The organism is Stutzerimonas decontaminans (genome assembly GCF_000661915.1).
GTDB lineage: Bacteria > Pseudomonadota > Gammaproteobacteria > Pseudomonadales > Pseudomonadaceae > Stutzerimonas > Stutzerimonas decontaminans.
In genome coordinates, this window is the sequence record NZ_CP007509.1 from 2,165,983 (window position 1) to 2,185,000 (window position 19,018).

Annotated in this window: 19 protein-coding genes (1 of these 19 cut by a window edge); 11 read left to right on the forward strand and 8 right to left on the reverse strand. The window is 59.6% G+C overall.

Annotated features, from left to right (window positions below; genetic code table 11):
- Positions 1 to 19 precede the first annotated feature (19 nt).
- The 4 genes from hisC (at position 20) to rpsA (ending at position 5,928) form a co-directional block, all read left to right on the forward strand.
- On the forward strand, positions 20 to 1,129 hold the full coding sequence (gene hisC / locus UIB01_RS10070) for a histidinol-phosphate transaminase (RefSeq protein WP_038659662.1): 1,110 nt from the start codon (positions 20 to 22) through the stop codon (positions 1,127 to 1,129).
- Positions 1,126 to 3,369, forward strand: coding sequence for a bifunctional prephenate dehydrogenase/3-phosphoshikimate 1-carboxyvinyltransferase (locus tag UIB01_RS10075; protein WP_038659665.1), 2,244 nt, complete (start codon positions 1,126 to 1,128; stop codon positions 3,367 to 3,369). Before hisC ends, UIB01_RS10075 begins: the two co-directional genes overlap by 4 nt.
- Entirely contained in the window at positions 3,366 to 4,055 is a 690-nt protein-coding gene (gene cmk, locus UIB01_RS10080) for a (d)CMP kinase (protein WP_038659669.1), read from the forward strand. The genes UIB01_RS10075 and cmk overlap by 4 nt, the downstream gene beginning before the upstream one ends.
- A gap of 190 nt (positions 4,056 to 4,245) precedes the next feature.
- Positions 4,246 to 5,928 (forward strand): 30S ribosomal protein S1, encoded by a 1,683-nt coding sequence (gene rpsA / locus UIB01_RS10085; RefSeq protein WP_003302488.1) that lies wholly within the window; start codon positions 4,246 to 4,248, stop codon positions 5,926 to 5,928.
- Positions 5,929 to 6,032: 104 nt separating this feature from the next.
- On the opposite strand, the gene UIB01_RS10090 is transcribed toward rpsA, so the two are convergent.
- Positions 6,033 to 6,476: a MarR family winged helix-turn-helix transcriptional regulator gene (locus tag UIB01_RS10090; protein WP_038659672.1), complete on the reverse strand. Its 444-nt coding sequence runs from the start codon at positions 6,474 to 6,476 to the stop codon at positions 6,033 to 6,035.
- An 80-nt stretch (positions 6,477 to 6,556) separates the two neighbouring features.
- On the opposite strand from UIB01_RS10090, the gene UIB01_RS10095 reads away from it, so the two are divergent.
- Positions 6,557 to 7,723 carry an aminotransferase-like domain-containing protein gene (locus tag UIB01_RS10095; protein WP_038665659.1) on the forward strand — a complete coding sequence of 389 codons (1,167 nt, stop codon included), beginning with the start codon at positions 6,557 to 6,559 and terminating at the stop codon, positions 7,721 to 7,723.
- Positions 7,724 to 7,767: 44 nt separating this feature from the next.
- Complete coding sequence (locus tag UIB01_RS10100; protein WP_038659675.1) at positions 7,768 to 8,370, forward strand: glutathione S-transferase family protein; 603 nt, start codon at positions 7,768 to 7,770, stop codon at positions 8,368 to 8,370.
- A gap of 46 nt (positions 8,371 to 8,416) precedes the next feature.
- Here the strand turns inward: UIB01_RS10100 and folE are convergent, their stop codons facing one another.
- The 3 genes from folE to UIB01_RS10115 all read right to left on the reverse strand — a co-directional run bounded on the left by folE (position 8,417) and on the right by UIB01_RS10115 (position 10,299).
- Positions 8,417 to 8,962 carry a GTP cyclohydrolase I FolE gene (gene folE, locus UIB01_RS10105; RefSeq protein ID WP_015276822.1) on the reverse strand — a complete coding sequence of 182 codons (546 nt, stop codon included), beginning with the start codon at positions 8,960 to 8,962 and terminating at the stop codon, positions 8,417 to 8,419.
- 95 nt (positions 8,963 to 9,057) lie between these two features.
- On the reverse strand, positions 9,058 to 9,615 hold the full coding sequence (locus UIB01_RS10110) for a Smr/MutS family protein (protein ID WP_038659679.1): 558 nt from the start codon (positions 9,613 to 9,615) through the stop codon (positions 9,058 to 9,060).
- 87 nt (positions 9,616 to 9,702) lie between these two features.
- Entirely contained in the window at positions 9,703 to 10,299 is a 597-nt protein-coding gene (locus UIB01_RS10115; protein WP_038659682.1) for a cysteine hydrolase family protein, read from the reverse strand.
- A gap of 296 nt (positions 10,300 to 10,595) precedes the next feature.
- On the opposite strand from UIB01_RS10115, the gene prmB reads away from it, so the two are divergent.
- The 5 genes from prmB to rluB all read left to right on the forward strand — a co-directional run bounded on the left by prmB (position 10,596) and on the right by rluB (position 15,808).
- Positions 10,596 to 11,519, forward strand: coding sequence for a 50S ribosomal protein L3 N(5)-glutamine methyltransferase (gene prmB, locus UIB01_RS10120; protein WP_038659685.1), 924 nt, complete (start codon positions 10,596 to 10,598; stop codon positions 11,517 to 11,519).
- Positions 11,520 to 11,726: 207 nt separating this feature from the next.
- The gene (zwf, locus tag UIB01_RS10125) at positions 11,727 to 13,196 is read left to right on the forward strand and encodes a glucose-6-phosphate dehydrogenase (protein ID WP_038659688.1); all 1,470 of its coding nucleotides are present in this window, start codon (positions 11,727 to 11,729) and stop codon (positions 13,194 to 13,196) included.
- Entirely contained in the window at positions 13,183 to 13,896 is a 714-nt protein-coding gene (gene pgl, locus UIB01_RS10130) for a 6-phosphogluconolactonase (RefSeq protein WP_038659691.1), read from the forward strand. Before zwf ends, pgl begins: the two co-directional genes overlap by 14 nt.
- An 18-nt stretch (positions 13,897 to 13,914) precedes the next feature.
- On the forward strand, positions 13,915 to 14,559 hold the full coding sequence (locus tag UIB01_RS10135; RefSeq protein WP_038659693.1) for a bifunctional 4-hydroxy-2-oxoglutarate aldolase/2-dehydro-3-deoxy-phosphogluconate aldolase: 645 nt from the start codon (positions 13,915 to 13,917) through the stop codon (positions 14,557 to 14,559).
- 115 nt (positions 14,560 to 14,674) lie between these two features.
- Entirely contained in the window at positions 14,675 to 15,808 is a 1,134-nt protein-coding gene (rluB, locus tag UIB01_RS10140; protein ID WP_038659696.1) for a 23S rRNA pseudouridine(2605) synthase RluB, read from the forward strand.
- A gap of 66 nt (positions 15,809 to 15,874) precedes the next feature.
- Here the strand turns inward: rluB and UIB01_RS10145 are convergent, their stop codons facing one another.
- The 4 genes from UIB01_RS10145 to UIB01_RS10160 all read right to left on the reverse strand — a co-directional run.
- Entirely contained in the window at positions 15,875 to 16,615 is a 741-nt protein-coding gene (locus UIB01_RS10145; RefSeq protein ID WP_038659699.1) for a YciK family oxidoreductase, read from the reverse strand.
- A gap of 82 nt (positions 16,616 to 16,697) precedes the next feature.
- Entirely contained in the window at positions 16,698 to 17,369 is a 672-nt protein-coding gene (gene mupP, locus UIB01_RS10150) for an N-acetylmuramic acid 6-phosphate phosphatase MupP (RefSeq protein ID WP_038659701.1), read from the reverse strand.
- A complete protein-coding gene (gene ubiG, locus UIB01_RS10155) occupies positions 17,369 to 18,067 on the reverse strand; it encodes a bifunctional 2-polyprenyl-6-hydroxyphenol methylase/3-demethylubiquinol 3-O-methyltransferase UbiG (RefSeq protein WP_038659704.1) in 699 nt (232 codons plus the stop codon). Before ubiG ends, mupP begins: the two co-directional genes overlap by 1 nt.
- A 149-nt stretch (positions 18,068 to 18,216) precedes the next feature.
- Positions 18,217 to 19,018, reverse strand: partial view of a TRZ/ATZ family hydrolase gene (locus UIB01_RS10160; RefSeq protein ID WP_038665662.1) — the 3' portion only. The gene runs 536 nt beyond the window's last position; 802 of the gene's 1,338 nt are visible here — the last part of the coding sequence; its start codon lies beyond the right edge, outside the window — the gene reads right to left on this strand; the stop codon is at positions 18,217 to 18,219.

Here is a 19,018-nt window from a genome sequence, read left to right on the forward strand (position 1 = left end):
TGCGGCCTGAGGCTTTTTTATGAGTTGTGATTACCTCGCCCTGGCTCAGCCGGGCGTGCAGAAGCTGTCTCCCTATGTACCGGGTAAGCCGGTTGACGAGCTGGCGCGCGAGCTGAATCTGGACCCTGCTGGAATCGTGAAGCTGGCCAGCAACGAAAACCCGCTGGGGCCGAGCCCGAAAGTGCTCGACGCTATCAGGGCTGAGCTTTCGGAGCTGACACGCTACCCGGACGGCAACGGTTTCGCGCTCAAAAAGCGACTCGCCGAACGCTATTCGGTCGACATCGGTCAGGTAACGTTGGGCAATGGCTCCAATGACATCCTTGAACTGGTCGCTCGCGCCTACCTGGCGCCGGGGCTGAATGCCGTTTTCAGCGAACATGCCTTCGCTGTCTATCCGATTGCCACGCAAGCGGTCGGTGCCGAGGGGCGTGCCGTGCCGGCAAAGAACTGGGGCCACGATCTCGACGCAATGGCGGCGGCCATCGACGAAAACACCCGAGTGGCTTTCGTCGCCAATCCCAACAATCCGACCGGAACCTGGTTCGATGCTGCTGCGCTGGGCGGATTTCTCGCTCGCGTGCCGGAGCATGTCCTGGTGGTGCTGGACGAGGCCTACATTGAATATGCCGAAGGGCAGGAGTTGCCGGATGGCCTGGCATTTCTGGCCGACTGTCCGAACCTGCTGGTTTCGCGCACCTTCTCCAAGGCCTATGGCCTGGCGGCCCTGCGCGTCGGCTACGCCATCAGCTCGCCAGTGATCGCCGACGTACTGAACCGCGTCAGGCAGCCGTTCAATGTGAATGGTCTGGCACTGGCAGCGGCTTGCGCAGCGCTGGACGATGTCGATTATCTGGTCGCCAGTCGCAAGGTGAATGACGCCGGAATGGCCCAGCTGGAGTCTGGCTTTCGTCAGTTGGGACTGGAGTGGATTCCGTCGCGGGGCAATTTCATCGCGGTGGATTTCGCCCGCGATGCTACACCGATCAATCAGGCCCTCTTGCGTGAGGGCGTGATTGTGCGGCCTGTGGCTGGATACGGCATGCCAACGTTCCTGCGTGTCTCAATTGGTACCGAGCAGGAAAATGCACGCTTTCTCGATGTGCTGCGCCAGGTGCTCGCTCAGTGAATCACGTTCGTCACGCCCAGCAGCCTTCGCCTGTTGTAAATCGCCTGGTGGTGATCGGCCTCGGGCTGATCGGCGGCTCGTTCGCCAAGGGTTTGCGTGAGGCTGGCCTTTGTCGCGAAGTGATTGGCTTCGACCTGGACGTGCGCTCGCGGGAACTGGCGGTCGAACTGGGTGTGGTGGATCGTTGCGCCGACACGCTCGCCGAGGCTTGTCATGGGGCTGACGTAATCCAGCTTGCGACGCCTATCCTTGCGCTGGAGCGGCTGCTCGGTGAGCTGGCGAAGCTCGAACTGGGCGAGGCGGTGATCACCGATGTCGGCAGTGCCAAGGGTAACGTGGTGCGCTGTGCGCGCAACGTGTTCGGCGAGATGCCTTCCCACTTTGTCCCTGGCCATCCCATTGCGGGTTCTGAACTGAGTGGCGTGACGGCGGCCAAGAGCACGCTGTTCCGACGGCACAAGGTCATCCTTACGCCGGGGGAGAACACCGATCCACAAGCGCTCGCGCTGGTGACTAAGCTCTGGTCGGCACTCGGTGCAGACGTCGAGCACATGGACGTCGCGCATCACGACGAGGTGCTGGCTGCCACTAGTCATCTGCCTCACTTGTTGGCCTTCGGTCTGGTTGATTCGCTTGCCAAGCGCCATGAGAATCTCGAGATCTTCCGTTACGCGGCAGGTGGCTTTCGCGATTTCACCCGTATCGCTGGTAGCGATCCGGTGATGTGGCACGACATTTTTCTCGCCAATCGCGAGGCCGTGCTGCACACCCTGGACGATTTTCGTGCCGATCTCGACGCGCTGCGCGCCGCGGTCGATGAAGGAGACGGGCACCAGTTGTTGGGCGTGTTTACACGTGCCAAGGCGGCCCGGGAACATTTCAGTAAAATACTGGCTCGCCGAGCCTATGTGGACGTTATGCATTCCAATGACCTCGTTTTCCTCGCCAACCCCGGCGGCAGCCTGACTGGCCATCTGCGTGTGCCAGGCGACAAATCCATTTCTCATCGTTCGATCATGCTCGGCTCCCTTGCCGAGGGTGTAACGGAAGTCGAAGGCTTCCTCGAGGGCGAAGATGCTCTGGCGACCATTCAGGCGTTCCGGGACATGGGCGTCGTCATCGAAGGCCCGCATCAGGGCCGCGTGACGGTCCATGGTGTCGGCCTGCACGGCCTCAAGGCACCGCCGGGCCCGATCTACCTGGGCAATTCCGGAACCTCCATGCGGTTACTGTCCGGTTTGCTCGCGGCGCAACCGTTCGATACGACGCTGACCGGCGATGCGTCCCTGTCCAAGCGGCCGATGAATCGCGTCGCCAAGCCGTTGCGCGAGATGGGCGCGGTCATCGAGACGGCTCCGGAGGGGCGGCCTCCGCTGACCATTCGTGGCGGTCAGCGTCTGTCAGGTATGCATTACGAGATGCCGATGGCCAGCGCCCAGGTCAAGTCCTGCCTGTTGCTGGCTGGCCTGTATGCCGCAGGCCAGACTTCGGTCACCGAACCGGCCCCGACGCGCGACCATACCGAGCGCATGCTGTGTGGCTTCGGCTATCCGGTGACCGTCAAGGGCAGCACTGCGCTCGTCGAGCCCGGACATAAGCTGCAGGCGACCCATATTGAAGTGCCGGCAGATATCTCTTCGGCGGCGTTCTTCATGGTTGCGGCGAGCATCGCCCAAGGCTCGGAAATCCTGCTCGAGCACGTTGGTGTGAATCCGACCCGCACTGGTGTGATCGACATCCTCAAACTGATGGGTGGCGATATCTCCCTGGAGAACCCCCGTGAAGTGGGTGGTGAGCCGGTGGCGGACATCCGTGTGCGTGGTGCAAAGCTCAAAGGCATCGATATTCCTGAAGATCTGGTGCCGCTGGCTATTGATGAGTTTCCGGTGCTCTTCGTCGCAGCGGCCTGCGCGGAAGGTCGTACCACGTTGCGTGGTGCCGAGGAGCTGCGGGTCAAGGAGTCAGACCGCATCCAGGTCATGGCGGACGGGCTGCAGACCCTCGGTGTCAAGGCTGAACCGACCCCGGACGGAATTGTCATCGAAGGGGGGGCAATTGGCTCCGGCGAAGTCTGGGCTCATGGCGACCATCGTATTGCCATGTCCTTCAGCGTAGCGGCGCTACGCGCCAGTGGTCCTATCCGTATCCACGACTGCGCCAATGTCGCGACATCGTTCCCCAACTTCCTTGCCTTGGCGCAGCGTGCCGGCATGCAGGTTCATTCGGAGGGTGATTCATGATCAGGCCTGTACCGGTCATCACTATCGATGGGCCGAGTGGTTCCGGGAAGGGGACAGTAGCGGCGCTGCTCGCCGGCAAGCTTGGCTGGAATTTCCTAGACTCCGGTGCCCTGTATCGACTGCTGGCATTCGCAGCGCGCAATCATGGGGTCGATCTGACCAACGAAGAAGCACTGAAGGTGCTCGCCGAGCATCTTGATGTTCAGTTCGGTGCGGCGCGCGAAGGGCACGGCATGGTCATCACGCTCGAAGGGGAGGACGTCACCGAGGCCATTCGCAACGAGAGCGTTGGTGCGGGTGCATCCCAGGTCGCGGCGTTGCCGGTGGTTCGCACAGCTTTGTTGCAGCGGCAGAAGGCCTTTCGTGAGGCCCCCGGACTGGTCGCCGATGGCCGCGACATGGGTACGGTAGTTTTCCCCGATGCACCATTGAAGATTTTCCTCACCGCTAGCGCCGAAGAGCGTGCTCGTCGACGTTACTTGCAGTTGAAGGCGCGGGGTGATGATGTTAATCTCGCGAGTCTTCTTGAGGAGATCCGGGAGCGCGATGAGCGCGATACCCAACGTGCGGTGGCGCCGCTGAAGCCGGCAGATGATGCCGTTCAATTGGATTCCACTACACTCTCCATCGAAGAAGTGCTGCAAAAGATTCTGAGCGAAGTCGTCGAACGCGATTTGGCTGGATGAATGGAACGCCGAAAGGTGGCCAAACGGACTCAAGACAGCTCAACCCTTTCGGAGCATGTCAGAGCCGTTAACAAGGAGGCATGTGGGAGACCAGATCCAGTCCCGCAGGCCTTTTTTTATATGAATGAACCCACATTGTCTGGAATGTGGAGATTGGGCGGATCCTCGCCTGAAAACAGCAGGAATCAACATGAGCGAAAGCTTCGCAGAACTTTTTGAAGAAAGCCTTAAATCCCTCGACATGCAGCCGGGCGCCATCATCACCGGCATCGTGGTCGACATCGACGGTGACTGGGTCACCGTGCATGCCGGCCTCAAGTCCGAGGGCGTCATCCCGGTCGAGCAGTTCTACAACGAGCAGGGCGAGCTGACCATCAAGGTGGGTGACGAGGTCCACGTTGCTCTGGACGCGGTTGAAGATGGCTTTGGCGAAACCAAGCTGTCCCGTGAAAAAGCCAAGCGCGCGGAATCCTGGATTGTTCTGGAAGCGGCTTTCGCTGCAGAAGAAGTGGTCAAGGGCGTCATCAACGGCAAAGTCAAAGGTGGCTTCACCGTCGACGTCAACGGTATTCGTGCGTTCCTGCCGGGTTCGCTGGTCGATGTCCGCCCTGTGCGCGACACCACCCACCTGGAAGGCAAAGAGCTCGAGTTCAAGGTCATCAAGCTGGACCAGAAGCGCAACAACGTTGTCGTTTCCCGCCGCAGCGTGCTGGAAGCCGAGAACAGCGCCGAGCGCGAAGCTCTGCTCGAGTCCCTGCAGGAAGGTCAGCAGGTCAAGGGTATCGTCAAGAACCTCACCGACTACGGTGCGTTCGTTGATCTGGGCGGCGTCGATGGTCTGCTGCACATCACCGACATGGCCTGGAAGCGTATCAAGCATCCGTCCGAGATCGTCAACGTTGGCGACGAGATCGATGTCAAGGTGCTGAAGTTCGACCGCGAGCGCAACCGCGTATCGCTGGGTCTGAAGCAGCTGGGCGAAGACCCATGGGTTGCCATCAAGGCTCGTTACCCGGAAGGCACCCGCGTTCAGGCGCGTGTCACCAACCTCACCGACTACGGCTGCTTCGCCGAGCTGGAAGAAGGCGTCGAAGGTCTGGTACACGTTTCCGAAATGGATTGGACCAACAAGAACATCCACCCGTCGAAGGTCGTTCAGGTCGGCGACGAAGTGGAAGTCATGGTTCTGGACATCGACGAAGAGCGTCGTCGCATCTCCCTGGGCATCAAGCAGTGCAAGTCCAACCCATGGGAAGACTTCTCTGGCCAGTTCAACAAGGGCGACCGCATCTCCGGCACCATCAAGTCGATCACCGACTTCGGTATCTTCATTGGTCTGGACGGCGGCATCGACGGTCTGGTTCACCTGTCCGACATCTCCTGGAACGAGCCGGGTGAAGAAGCCGTTCGCCGCTTCAAGAAGGGCGACGAGCTGGATACCGTCATCCTGTCGGTCGACCCGGAGCGTGAGCGCATCTCCCTGGGCATCAAGCAGCTGGAAGACGATCCGTTCTCCAACTACGCCGCCGTCAATGACAAGGGCAGCATCGTTCGCGGTACCGTGAAAGAAGTTGACGCCAAGGGCGCCATCATTGATCTGGGTAACGATATCGAAGCTACTCTGAAAGCTTCCGAAATCAGCCGTGACCGCGTTGAAGATGCGCGCAACGTGCTGAAGGAAGGCGACGAAGTCGAAGCCAAGATCATCAGCATCGACCGCAAGTCCCGCGTAATCAGCCTGTCCATCAAGTCCAAAGACGTCGAAGACGAAAAGGATGCGATGAAAGAGCTGCGCACCAAGCAGGACGTAGAAAGCACTGGCCCGACCACCATTGGTGATCTGATCCGTGCTCAGATGGAAAACCAGAACTAAGTTCGGGTTCTTCATGAAAAAGGGCGACTTCGGTCGCCCTTTTTTGTGCCCCTGAGAAAGCGGTTGAACGATGATGCCTTCCGGTCGAGTCGCCGAGTACTCGCCTAGCCTTTGGCTTTCTCCATGGCAAGTGCCTCGTTGACTGCCAGCCAGCCATCCACGGCTTGCTCGCCGACATCATCGAAGGCCCGTTGAAGCAGACGGACCTGTTCCTTGCGCAAGGCCTGCTCTAACTTCGCCCCCTCTGCGGTAAAGCGCAGCATGCGCTTACGCTTGTCATCTGCTGCCGTAAGGCTCTCCACCAGATGCATTTCGATCAGCTGGCGTAGCGGTGTGTTCAGCGCCTGCTTGGAGACACCGAGATAGCTCAGCAACTCCTTGACGCTCAGGTCCGGGTAGCTGGCGATGAAGAACAGGATGCGGTGATGCACGCGTGACAGGCCTCGACGGGCCAGCATCTCGTCAGGCTTGGCCGTGAAGGCCTGATAGCCGAGAAAGAAGCTTTCCATTATCTGGCGCTGCACTGCGCTTTTTTTTAGGTCAGGCATATTGACGTATTTATTGTGAGAGGCGTAATTTCGGTCAAGAAGTTTGACTTATTTTGCAGCGCCTCGCATCTGGTATGGAAATGGCCTTCTCCGAACGCATTACTCGCCTTAAAAGTTCTCTCATTCGTGAAATTCTCGCCGCAGCCCAGCGCCCGGAAGTGATGTCCTTTGCCGGTGGGCTGCCGGCGGAGGCGATGCTGCCGACGGTCGATTGGGCTGAATTGCCGGCAAGCATGGGACAGTATGGGATGAGCGAAGGCGAGCCCGCTCTCCGTGAACTCATTGCCGCCCAGGCGCGGGCGCTTGGCGTGCCTTGCGAAGCCAGTCAGGTGTTGATCGTCAGCGGCTCGCAGCAGACGCTGGATCTCGCGTCGAAGCTCTTTATCGACTCAGGAACAGAGGTGCTGGTCGAGGCGCCAACCTATCTCGCTGCTCTACAGTCCTTTCAATTGTTCGGAGCTGAATGTCTGGCAGTTCCCCAGCAGGCCGATGGTCCGGATTTGGCCGCCCTGCGCGCAACGCTGGAGCAGCACGAGCCTGCTTTCGCCTATCTGATTCCTACGTTTCAAAATCCATCCGCTGTTCGCTACAGCGAAGCCAAGCGTGATGCGGTCGCTGCGTTGCTGGATGAGTTTGGCGTGACACTGCTCGAGGATGAGCCATATCGTGAGCTGGTATTCGATCAGGGCAGTGCCAAGCCGATTGTCTCGCGTCTGAAACGAGCGAGCTGGATCTACACCGGTACGGTTTCCAAGACGCTGCTGCCGGGCTTGCGGGTGGGGTATCTGATCGCCTCGCCGGACCTTTTTCCTTATTTGCTGCGGCTGAAGCAGTCGGCTGATCTGCACACCAACCGGATCGGACAATGGCAGGCGTTGCAGTGGTTGGGTAGCGACCGTTATCAGGAGCATCTTGGGGAGCTGCGAGACTTTTATCGTATTCGCCGTGACGCCATGCAGGATTCGCTCGAGGAGCATTTCGGCGATCTGGCGACCTGGGAACTTCCGCAAGGCGGACTGTTCTTCTGGCTCACTCTGCGGCAGCCGCTGGATACCCGGACGCTGCTCAAACAGGCTCTCGCGGAGGATGTGGTGTTCATGCCCGGCGAGCCTTTCTTCGTCGATCCTGAAGCAAACCCCGGTTATCTGCGATTGAATTTCAGCCATGTTTCGGCTGAACGGATGAGTGAGGGGTTGCGCCGGTTGGCGCAGGTCATCCGTGATGCCAGCGCATCGGAAGCTGCTTGAGGACATTGCATAACCCGCACCGCGGGTTTATCGGAGGGGAGACCATGTTGAAAGTCTATGGCGATTACAGGTCGGGTAATTGCTACAAGATCAAGCTGATGCTTCATCTGCTGGACCAACCTTATGAATGGATTCCGATCAATGTCCTGCGGGGCGAATCCCGCTCCGAGGAGTTTCTCAAGAAGAATCCGAACGGCAAGATTCCGGTTCTGGAGCTGGAAGATGGCACTTGTCTGTGGGAATCCAACGCCATCCTGAACTATCTCGCCGAGGGAAGTGAGTTCCTGCCGACGGATCCACGCTTGCGCACTCAGGTGCTGCAGTGGCAGTTCTTCGAGCAGTACAGCCACGAGCCCTTCTTGGCAGTGGCCCGTTACATCAAGGTCTACCTCGGTATGCCGGAGGACCGACGCGAAGAGTACGAGGCCAAGCAGCTGGACGGCTATCACGCACTGAACGTGATGGAGCAGCAACTGCTGCGAACGCCTTACCTAGTCGGGGAGCATTATTCGATCGCCGACGTCGCGCTGTACGCCTACACGCACGTGGCTGAAGAGGGTGGTTTTGAACTGGATGGCTATCTCGCGATTCGCCAGTGGCTGCAACGCGTCGCCAGCCATCCGCGGCATGTCGGCATGTACGATTGAATGAAAAACAGGGCCGCAAGGGCCCTGTTTTACCGCGCAGTCGGCTTTACTTAACCAGGCCGAGAAACTCGCTGCGAGTTGCTGCATTCTCGCGGAACTGGCCGAGCATCACCGATGTGACCATCGATGAATTCTGCTTCTCGACGCCGCGCATCATCATGCACATATGTTGCGCTTCGATGACCACCGCGACACCTGATGCACCGGTAACCTGCTGCATCGCCTCGGCGATTTCACGGGTCAGGTTCTCCTGAATCTGCAGGCGGCGCGCATACATGTCTACGATTCGGGCGACCTTCGACAGGCCGAGTACCTTGCCGTTGGGCAAATAAGCAACATGAGCCTTGCCGATGAAAGGCAGCATGTGATGCTCGCACAGCGAATACAGCTCGATATTCTTGACCAGCACCATTTCGCTGTTGTCCGAGCTGAACAGCGCGCCGTTGGTGACTTCTTCAAGGGTCTGCTGATAGCCCTTGCACAGGTACTGCATGGCTTTGGCCGCGCGCTTGGGCGTGTCGAGCAGGCCTTCGCGGCTAACGTCCTCGCCAAGTTGGCCAAGGATCGCGGTGTAGTGTTGTTCCAGGGACATTGAACTACCTGTCAGGCTTCATGAGGGCGCGAACGCGAAGGGTAGGGGGCGGCCGCTTGGCTGGCAAGTATTCCGAGTGATCTGCTGGGTATGTTTCACTCGTCCCTGCCTTCGAGCATGGTGCGCTTGAGCATCACGTAAATGGCGCCGGTTCCGCCATGACGTGGCAGGCAGGACGTGAAGCCAAGCACTTGAGGATGTTGCCGCAGCCAGGTGTTGACGTGGCTCTTGATCGGCGGCCGCTTCCCGTCGAGGCGCGCGGCCTTGCCATGGGTAACCCGGACGCAGCGCACTTCGAGCCGGGTCGCTTCTGCGATGAAGTCCCATAACAGTTCGCGAGCCTTCTCGACACTCATGCCGTGAAGATCGAGGCTTCCTTCGAATGGGATTTGGCCGGCCTTGAGCTTGCGGACCTGGCTGTCCTGAACGCCGTCGCGAGCCCAATACAGCTCGTCCTCGGCGGCCACGTCGATGACGAACTGATCCGACAGCCCATCGACGCGGGTTGTTTCGTGGTTGACTATGGCATTGCTGCGGCGGTTCGCAATCTGTTCGCGATTGCTGCGCGGCTTGCCAGTCTCGGCGCGGTCATGCTTGATCGGCTTGACGCCGCGCACGGCAGACTGGAAGAGGGAAAGGTCGTCGTCTTGCATGGGGCCTCCAAACAGGCAGGCAGTTTACCTCAGCAAAGACCTGGCGGCAGTGCAAGGCGTTAGCGCATGTACATACGCTGTGCCTGTTTAGCGTGCGAGCGCTGCTACATCCGGGACGCAAACGGCGAAATTGTCGGCGAGGATAGTCATCTCGATGCGATGAACCTGCTCCGCATCGATGCTTCCGTCACCCATTGGCAGGTTGCGTGTGGCGCAGGCGCTGTCGACCAGCGTGCAGCGGTAGCCGTAATCCTTGGCAGCCCGAACGGTGGTGCTGATGCTCGAATGGGTCATGAAGCCGCAAACGATTAGATCGAGGCGGCCCAGCTTCTGCAGCAGCTCGTGCAGCTCGGTGCCGGAGAAGGCGTTGGGAAGGCGTTTGGCTACCACGGCCTCGCCGGGCAGCGGCGCGGCTTCGGGCATGATCTGCCCACGAAAGCCTTGCGGATCGAACAGCCCACCACTGATACCCAGGTGATGCACATGTACGATCGGTGCCCCAGCCTCGCGTGCCGCGGCTAGCAAGCGGGTGATTTCCGGTAGTGCCCGATCCAGGGCAGGCAAGGCCAGAACACCACTGCGGTATTCTTCCTGCACGTCGATGACCAGCAGGGTGGCATTCGTCAGCGTCGCCGGGTTATAGCTGCGGCCACTGAGCTGAAGCATGGTCTGTGGCTTGGTCATTGTCGGCTCCTTGTGCTGTGAGGGGGCTGATTGTGGCGCCTGAGCGCGCCGATGTGAACCATCCAGCTGATTGTTTCGCTTGGCAGGCGAATGACCGCTCGGTCGCTCTTGACGGTCCGACTGCCACAAAAATTCCGTGCCGAAGGGTACCGGCAGTGGCCCGCTAACGCGCGCAACGAATTGGGCATTTACAAAGCTGTCTCGACATTGCTGGCGAACCAGGCCGGCAACTACCGCCGTAGCTCGGTTTTTCCGATGCCTGTTAAACTCGCGCACTTTTTACAGGAGACGCCCTTGTGACCGCTTCGCTCTCTCGCTTGCGTACCCTGCGTGACTATATTCGTTGGGCTGTCAGCCGTTTTCAGGCGGAGCAGCTTTTCTTTGGCCACGGCACCGACAATGCCTGGGATGACGCGCGCCAGCTGGTTCTGGGAGCACTTCATCTGCCGTGGGAAATGTCCGATAGCTATCTGGACTGCCGCCTGGAGGCGGATGAATGCGAGCACCTGCACAATCTATTGCATCGACGCATCGAAGAGCGCGTGCCAACTGCCTATCTGCTGGGGCAGGCCTGGTTCTGCGGCCTGCCGTTTATCGTCGATGAGCGTGTACTCATTCCGAGATCGCCCATCGGCGAGCTGATCGAGCACCGCTTTGAGCCTTGGCTGCCTGGCACTCCGAAACGAATTCTCGATCTTTGCACCGGATCGGGCTGCATCGGCATCGCCTGTGCGTACGAATTTCTTGAAGCGGAAGTCGTGCTGGCGGATATCTCGTTCGATGCGCTTGAGGTGGCCAACCGCAACATTGAGCAGCATGGTCTCGAGGAGCGCGTCTACACCGTGCAAAGTGATGGTTTCGACGGGCTGCCCAATCAGCGCTTCGACCTGATCGTGTCGAACCCTCCGTATGTCGATGCCGAGGATTTCGCCGATATGCCAAATGAGTTCCATCATGAGCCGGAACTGGGCCTGGCGTGCGGCAACGATGGGTTGGACCTGGTTCGTTGCATGCTTGCCGAAGCTGCAGATCACCTGACCGACGACGGCGTGCTGATCGTCGAGGTGGGCAACAGTCAGGTTCATGTTCAGGCGTTGTATCCGGAAGTGGATTTCACCTGGCTGGAGTTCGCCCGCGGTGGACATGGTGTGTTCCTGCTCGCTGCGCAGCAGTGCCGAAAGCATCAGCAGCTGTTCCGCTCGCGTCTTGTGGACAACTGACCCAGCTGCCTAAGCATAGCGCTTGAGTTTTTGGCTTCGTCGCCAATCGACCACTTGCGTGGCGCGATTGGCGACAGCTCGCTGAGCATTTGTCCCATCTGGTGGTCTGCATAGAAGTCCGAGCGGGAATGCGTGCCGCTGGTTGACCGCGACTCCGGTCAGGCAACGTTCGAGCCGCACATCACTGACCATTCAAGTGGACAGCCCATGCCAGGCATCACCGTAGAACCCACCACCTTTTCCCTATTCGGCGCCCTGGGCGATCTGGCGTTGCGCAAGCTGTTTCCGGCCCTTTATCAGCTGGATCGTGCCGGTCTGCTGCACGGCGATACGCGAATCCTTGCGCTGTCGCGTGAAGGCGGTGAGCCTGATGCACACAAGTCGCGAATCATCCAGGCGTTGAGAGCACGCGTACCAGCTGGCGAACTCGACGAGGCGGCGCTCGAGCGCTTTGTCGAGCGGTTGCGCTACCTGACCATGGATTTTCGTCGCGGTGAGGATTACGCGGCGCTTCGAGAGTGCGTACCGCAGGACCTGCCCCTGGTCGCCTATTTCGCAACTCCCGCCTCGGTGTATGGCGACATCTGCAGATTCCTCGCGGCGAGCGGGTTCGCCGAACAGGCCCGGGTCGTTCTGGAAAAGCCCATTGGTCACGATCTTGAATCGTCCAGGGTGATCAACGATGCGGTCGCAGAGCATTTCCCGGAGAGCCGCATCTATCGCATCGATCATTATCTGGGCAAGGAAACGGTACAGAACCTCATCGCGTTACGTTTCGCCAACAGCCTGTTCGAAACGCAATGGGATCAGCACCACATCTCCCATGTCGAGATCACCGTGGCCGAGACGGTCGGAATTGAAGGGCGCTGGGGTTATTTCGATCAGGCCGGCCAGCTGCGCGACATGGTCCAGAACCATTTGCTGCAACTGCTCTGCCTGATCGCCATGGACCCGCCGAGCAATCTCACTGCGGATAGCATCCGTGACGAGAAAGTGAAGGTGCTCAAGGCACTGGCTCCGATCACGGCCGAATCCATCCATCAACGGGTCGTGCGCGGCCAGTACGCGGCGGGCAACGTAGGCGGCGTTTCGGTGCCGGGTTATCTGGACGAGGAGAATTCCAACGCTCAGAGCAGCACCGAGACGTTCGTTGCCTTGCGGGCCGACATCTGCAACTGGCGTTGGTCGGGCGTGCCGTTCTATCTGCGTACCGGCAAGCGCATGGCGCAAAAGCTGTCGCAGATCGTCATTCACTTCAAAGAGCCGCCTTTCTATATCTTCGCACCCGAACAACGCGTGCTGATCAGCAATCGGCTGATCATCCGGCTGCAACCTGACGAAGGTATCTCGCTTCAGGTCATGACCAAGGAGCAAGGGCTGGACAAGGGCATGCATCTGCGCAGCGGGCCGCTGCAGCTAAACTTCTCCGAAACCTACAAGAGCACCCGCATTCCTGATGCTTACGAGCGCCTGTTGCTTGAAGTCATGCAAGGCAATCAGAATCTTTTCGTCCGCCGGGATGAAGTCGAATATGCGTGGCAATGGTGCGATCAGCTGATCGAGGGTTGGAATCGCCTTGGCGCCGAGCTCAAGCTTTACCCGGCGGGTTCTTGGGGACCGGTCGCTTCTATTGCATTGATCACGCGAGACGGGAGGGCGTGGTATGGCGATCTCTGAGCTGGACCTACCCATTGGGGTGATAGCACACAGTTCGGCTGACTCGCAGCGGCAGGCGGAGCTGATGGCCGATAGTATTGCCGATGCGCTTGCCTATGCGGTACAGACCCATGGCGTTGCCAGTCTGGTCGTATCCGGTGGGCGCAGTCCGATCATCTTCTTCGAACAGCTTTCGACACGGGACCTGAACTGGTCGAGGGTTCAGATCAGCCTGGCCGACGAGCGCTGGGTGCCGGCTACCGATCCGGCCAGTAACGAAGGGTTGGTGCGCCACCACCTGCTACAAAACGCCGCCAGTGAAGCTCAGTTGATCGGGCTCTATCAACCAGGCGGCTCCCTCGCCCAGGCTGCGGTGCTCGCTGACCAAACACTTGAGCAGTTGCAGCGGCCGATCGATGTACTGGTGCTCGGCATGGGCAACGATGGCCACACAGCGTCACTGTTTCCGGGCAATCCCGCGTTGGCACACGCGCTGCGGTCGGACTGCCCGGAGCGGTGTCTGCCGATGCAGGCTCCCGTAGAGCCTCAGGCTCGTCTGACAATGACTTATCCGCTCCTGGCCTGCGCGCGGATGCAGTGCCTGGCTATCCAGGGAGCCGACAAGCTCGAAACCTTGCGTACGGCATTGGCTGCCGATCCTTTGCAAATGCCGATCCGCGCGTTTTTGCATTCTCCGCTCGAGATTTACTGGTGCCCGTGAGGCCCCGAGGACTCTTGCATGACCATGGACCAGAAAAACACCCTGATTGAACGAATCTGTGTGGATGCGCGGATCCTGCCGGTCATCACGATCAGCAGCGAAGAGCAGATACTGCCGCTTGCCGATGCGCTCGCGGCGGGCGGTCTGCACACCTTGGAGATCACCCTGCGGTCCAGCCATGGTCTGACTGCGATCCGACGGTTGCGTGAAGAACGTCCCGATCTCTGCGTCGGTGCGGGTACGGTGCTGGATCGAAGGATGATGGATGAAGTTGAAGCAGCCGGGGCGCAGTTTGTCGTAACGCCTGGCTCGACCCGGGAAATCCTGGAAGCGGGGGTGAGCTGTTCCGTGCCGCTGTTGCCGGGCGTCAGCAGCGCATCCGATCTTATGGAGGGGTATGCGCTCGGATATCGTCGGTTCAAGCTCTTCCCGGCCGAGGTCTGCGGCGGCATCGCGGCGCTGAAGGCATTCGGCGGGCCTTTCGCCGACGTGCGCTTTTGCCCGACCGGAGGCGTGACGGCGGCGAATGCTGCTAATTACTTGGCTCTGCCGAACGTGATGTGCGTCGGCGGGACATGGATGATCGACAGCGCAAGCCTGAGCGGTGGCGATTGGGCGAGCATTCAGCGTTGCACTACGGCGGCCTTGGCGGCGCTTGCCTAATCTTCACCAACGGCAGCTTCGGAATGACTGCTACGCTGTCGTTGGTGCGTAGCTGCAGCGATGCGCGTATGATTCGCGCCCTTTCAATCGGATTGCCACACCGGGAGGTGCCCAGATGACCGAGCACGAAGAAACTAGCACTCACGTTACTCACGGCGAAAAGCTGCAGAAAGTCCTGGCCCGTCTGGGCATGGCTTCGCGCCGCGATGTCGAAAAATGGATCTCCGAAGGCCGTGTCAAGGTCAACGGTGCCGTAGCGAGCCTTGGCCAGCGCGTCGACTCGCATGATGCCATCGCTGTCGATGGTCGCCTGCTCAAGCGCGAGGAGGTCAATGAGGTCGTCCGCCGTGTGCTGATCTACAACAAGCCCGATGGCGAGATTTGCACCCGCAATGACCCGGAAGGCCGCCCGACGGTTTTCGATCGGTTGCCGCGGCCCAAAGAGGGCCGCTGGATCAACATCGGTCGTCTTGACATCAATACCACCGGTCTTTTGCTCTTCACCACCGATGGAGAGCTGGCCAACCGCCTGATGCACCCTTCGTACGAAATGGACCGCGAGTATGCAGTGCGGGTGCGCGGGGAAGTCGACGATGAAATGATCGAGCGGCTCAAGACCGGCGTCATGCTGGAGGATGGCCCGGCGCGCTTTACCGATATTCAGGAAGCACCCGGCGGTGAAGGGTTCAACCATTGGTATCACTGCGTGGTGATGGAAGGCCGCAACCGTGAGGTTCGTCGACTTTGGGAGTCTCAGGGGTTGGTCGTGAGCCGCTTGAAACGGGTCCGTTTTGGCCCGGTTTTCATGACCTCCGATCTGCCGATGGGGCGCTGGCGCGAGATGTCGCAAACCGAGGCCGACATCCTTAGTCAGGAAGTCGGGCTCAAGCCGGTTGCGCTGCCGAGCATGAAGGCGAAGGCCAAGGAAAAAATCGATCGTATGCAACGCAAGGTGGCGAAGCCTCTGAGTCGTGGCGAGCGTCGACCGCGTGTACTTCGCTCGTCAAACGAGGCCGATGTACCAGGTGCGGACAAGTCGCGGGTGCAGCGGGACGATCAATCCGGGCGTAAACCGCGTGTCAGCGAGGGGCGTAGCGACAAGACTCGTGGGACTCCCGTGGCCGAGCGTCCGGGCGACTCGCGTAAGGGTGGCAAGCGCAATGATGGAGCAGGGCGCCCTTCAGGGCCAGGTAAAAGGCCGGCCGGAGATGGTCAGCGACCGGGTTTCGGTCGTAGCAAGCGCACCTGATAGCTGTATCTAGCGCTGCGCAGTGGCTAAGCCACTGCGCAGCGTTTTTGTTTCGGTAGTCCTTGGTTACTGCGCGTCCAGTGCCTGGCCATTCACGCCGATACTGTCGGGACCCATCAGATATAGATAGACAGGCATTATCTCTTCGGGGAGTGGGTTGACCAGTGGGTTCTCTCCGGGATACGCCTTGGCGCGCATGTCGGTACGAGTGGCCCCCGGATTGACGCTGTTGGCGCGTACCGGAGAGGTTTCATCCACTTCGTCCGCCAGCACCTGCATCAGCCCTTCGGTGGCGAACTTCGATACGGCGTAGGCGCCCCAGTACGCGCGTCCCTTGCGGCCAACACTGCTCGAAGTGAAGATCACCGAGGCGTCCTTGGCTAGCTTGAGCAGCGGTAGCAGAGTGCTGGTCAGCATGAACATCGCGTTCACGTTCACCTGCATCACCCGCATGAAGTTGTCGCCGGACAACTGCTCCAGCGGCGTGCGCGGCCCGACGATTGCTGCGTTGTGCAACAGTCCGTCTAGATGTCCGAATTCGCGCTCAATCATCGCCGCCAGCTCGTCATACTGGTGCGGCAAGGCGGTTTCCAGATTGAACGGGATAACAGCGGGGCGCGGATGGCCTGCCGCTTCAATGTCGTCGTAGACGCGATTCAGGTTGTCCTCGTTCTTTCCCAGCAGCAGCACGGTTGCGCCGTGGGCGGCATAGGCTTTCGCCGCCGCTTCACCGATGCCGCGCCCGGCGCCGGTTACCAGAACGATGCGCCCAGCGAGAAGGTCGGGGCGGGCGGAGTACTCGAACATCGGTTGCCTCATATCGAAAGGAGAGGGGCGCTCGACATCAGCTGCCGGGCGCTAGGGCTTTTCATGACTTGCTGTTGACGTTTCAGCAGCTGCACAGGGCTCGATCCAGGACTTCGCGAAGTTCCAACGGATGGTCAACGACCACGTCGGCCCCCCAGTTACTGGGGTTGTCCTCTGGATGGATATAGCCGTAGCGCACCGCTGCGGTTCTGCTTCCTGCTGCGCGACCAGATTCGATATCGCGAAGATCGTCGCCAACGAACAGAACTGCAGATGGATCGAGGTCCAGCTGCCTGCATGCCAGCAGCATGGGTTCCGGATCAGGTTTGCTTCTGGCGACGTGGTCGGGGCAGACCAGCACGGCGGAGCGAGAAGCGAGACCCAGCTGCTGCATGATCGGTTCTGCAAAACGCAGTGGCTTGTTGGTCACCACCCCCCATAGCAGATTCGATCGCTCGATTTCGTCCAGAAGCTCAGACATGCCGTCGTAGAGACGGCTATGGACCGCGCAGTGCTCCTGATATCGGGCAAGAAACTCGAGTCGCAGTTCTTCGAACTCGCTTGATAGCGGATCGACGTCGAAGGCGCTGAGCACCATGGCGCGCGCACCTCCGGACACAACATCGCGAATCTGCTGTGCGGGGACTGGTGCGAGCCCACGGGAGATTCGCATGGCTTGGGCGACGGCAATGAAATCTGGCGCGGTATCGAGCAGGGTACCGTCCATGTCGAACAGAACAGCGCGCAGGCGCATCAGGCCTCCTTGACAGTCTGGATCATGTAGTTGACGTCGACGTCCGCAGACAGCTTGTAGTGTTTGGTCAGCGGATTGTAGGTAAGGCCTATGATGTCTTCGACGGCCAGCCCGGCGTCACGGCTCCAGGCGCCGAGCTCGGAAGGGCGAATGAACTTCTTGAAATCATGCGTGCCACGTGGGAGCAGCTGCAGGATGTACTCTGCACCAATGATCGCGAAGGCATAGGCTTTCGGGTTGCGGTTGATCGTCGAAAAGAATACCTGCCCCCCCGGCTTTACCAGTTTGCTGCACGCGCGGATGACCGAAGCAGGATCCGGTACATGCTCAAGCATCTCAAGACAGGTGACGATGTCGAACTGTCCCGGTGCTACCTCCGCCATGGCTTCGGCGGTGATCTGCCGATAGTCGATATCTAGCCCGGATTCATGCAGATGGAGGCGCGCAACGGATAGCGGTGCTTCGCCCATGTCAATTCCAGTTACCTGGGCACCACGGTGGGCCATGGCTTCGCTGAGAATGCCGCCGCCACAGCCTATGTCGATGACCTTCTTGCCAGCCAGGGAAACATGTTCGTCTATCCAGTTCACGCGGAGCGGGTTGATCTCGTGCAGCGGTTTGAATTCGCTTTCGCGATCCCACCAGCGATGCGCAAGGGCCTCGAATTTAGCGATTTCAGCATGGTCGACGTTGCTCATGGTCCGGTCCGTTTGAATGCTTGAGGGAGAAGCTTGAGCTGCAAAAGCTCATCTTGCCAGCTTCGGATGGAGAAGAGGCGCAGACCCTGCCCTTCGTTCGTGGGTCATATGGACGCGGAGATGCGCACTCTGATTGGTTCTAGGCACCTTCAATTTCGGTCAGTGCTTGAAATTTTCTCGCCCCACTGGCGGGCGTTCGCGATCACGCGTTGTTCGTCGATCCGAGTTAGGTGGCTATGTTCAAGCAACTGCTTACCGCCAACCCAGACATGTCGCGCCGCATCTTTACCAGTGGAGTAGATCAATTGGGAAACCGGGTCGTATATCGGCTGTTGAGCTAGACCGGAAAGATCGAAGGCAACTAGGTCTGCGAACTTGCCGACCTCCAATGAGCCCGTGTGATCATCGATGCCCAGGGCGCGTGCACCGTTGAGCGTAGCCATACGTAAAGCTCGATGAGCATCCAGCGCTGTCGCTGAACCAGCAACAGCCTTGGCCAGCAAGGCGGCGGTACGGGTTTCGCCCAGGAGGTCCAAGTCGTTATTGCTAGCAGCGCCATCAGTCCCTACCGCAACATTGATCCCTGCTTCCCAAAGCCGCTCAACCGGACAGAACCCGCTGGCAAGCTTGAGATTGGATTCAGGGCAATGAATGACGCTGCAATTGTGTTCGGAAAGCAGCGCAAGATCTTCATCAGTAACCTGCGTCATATGCACAGCCTGGAACCGCGGGCCGAGCAGCTGCAGTCGCGCTAGCCGCGCTAACGGGCGCTCGCCGTGCTTCCGCAGCGCTTCCTGGACCTCTAGTGCAGTTTCATGGATGTGCATATGAATGCCAGCGTCCATTTCCGCTACCAGGATGCGGATGCTCTCGAGCTGGTCATTCGCAATGGAATAGGGAGCGTGCGGTCCGAAGGCGACGGTGATGCGCGGGTGGTGTTTAAGGTCGTCG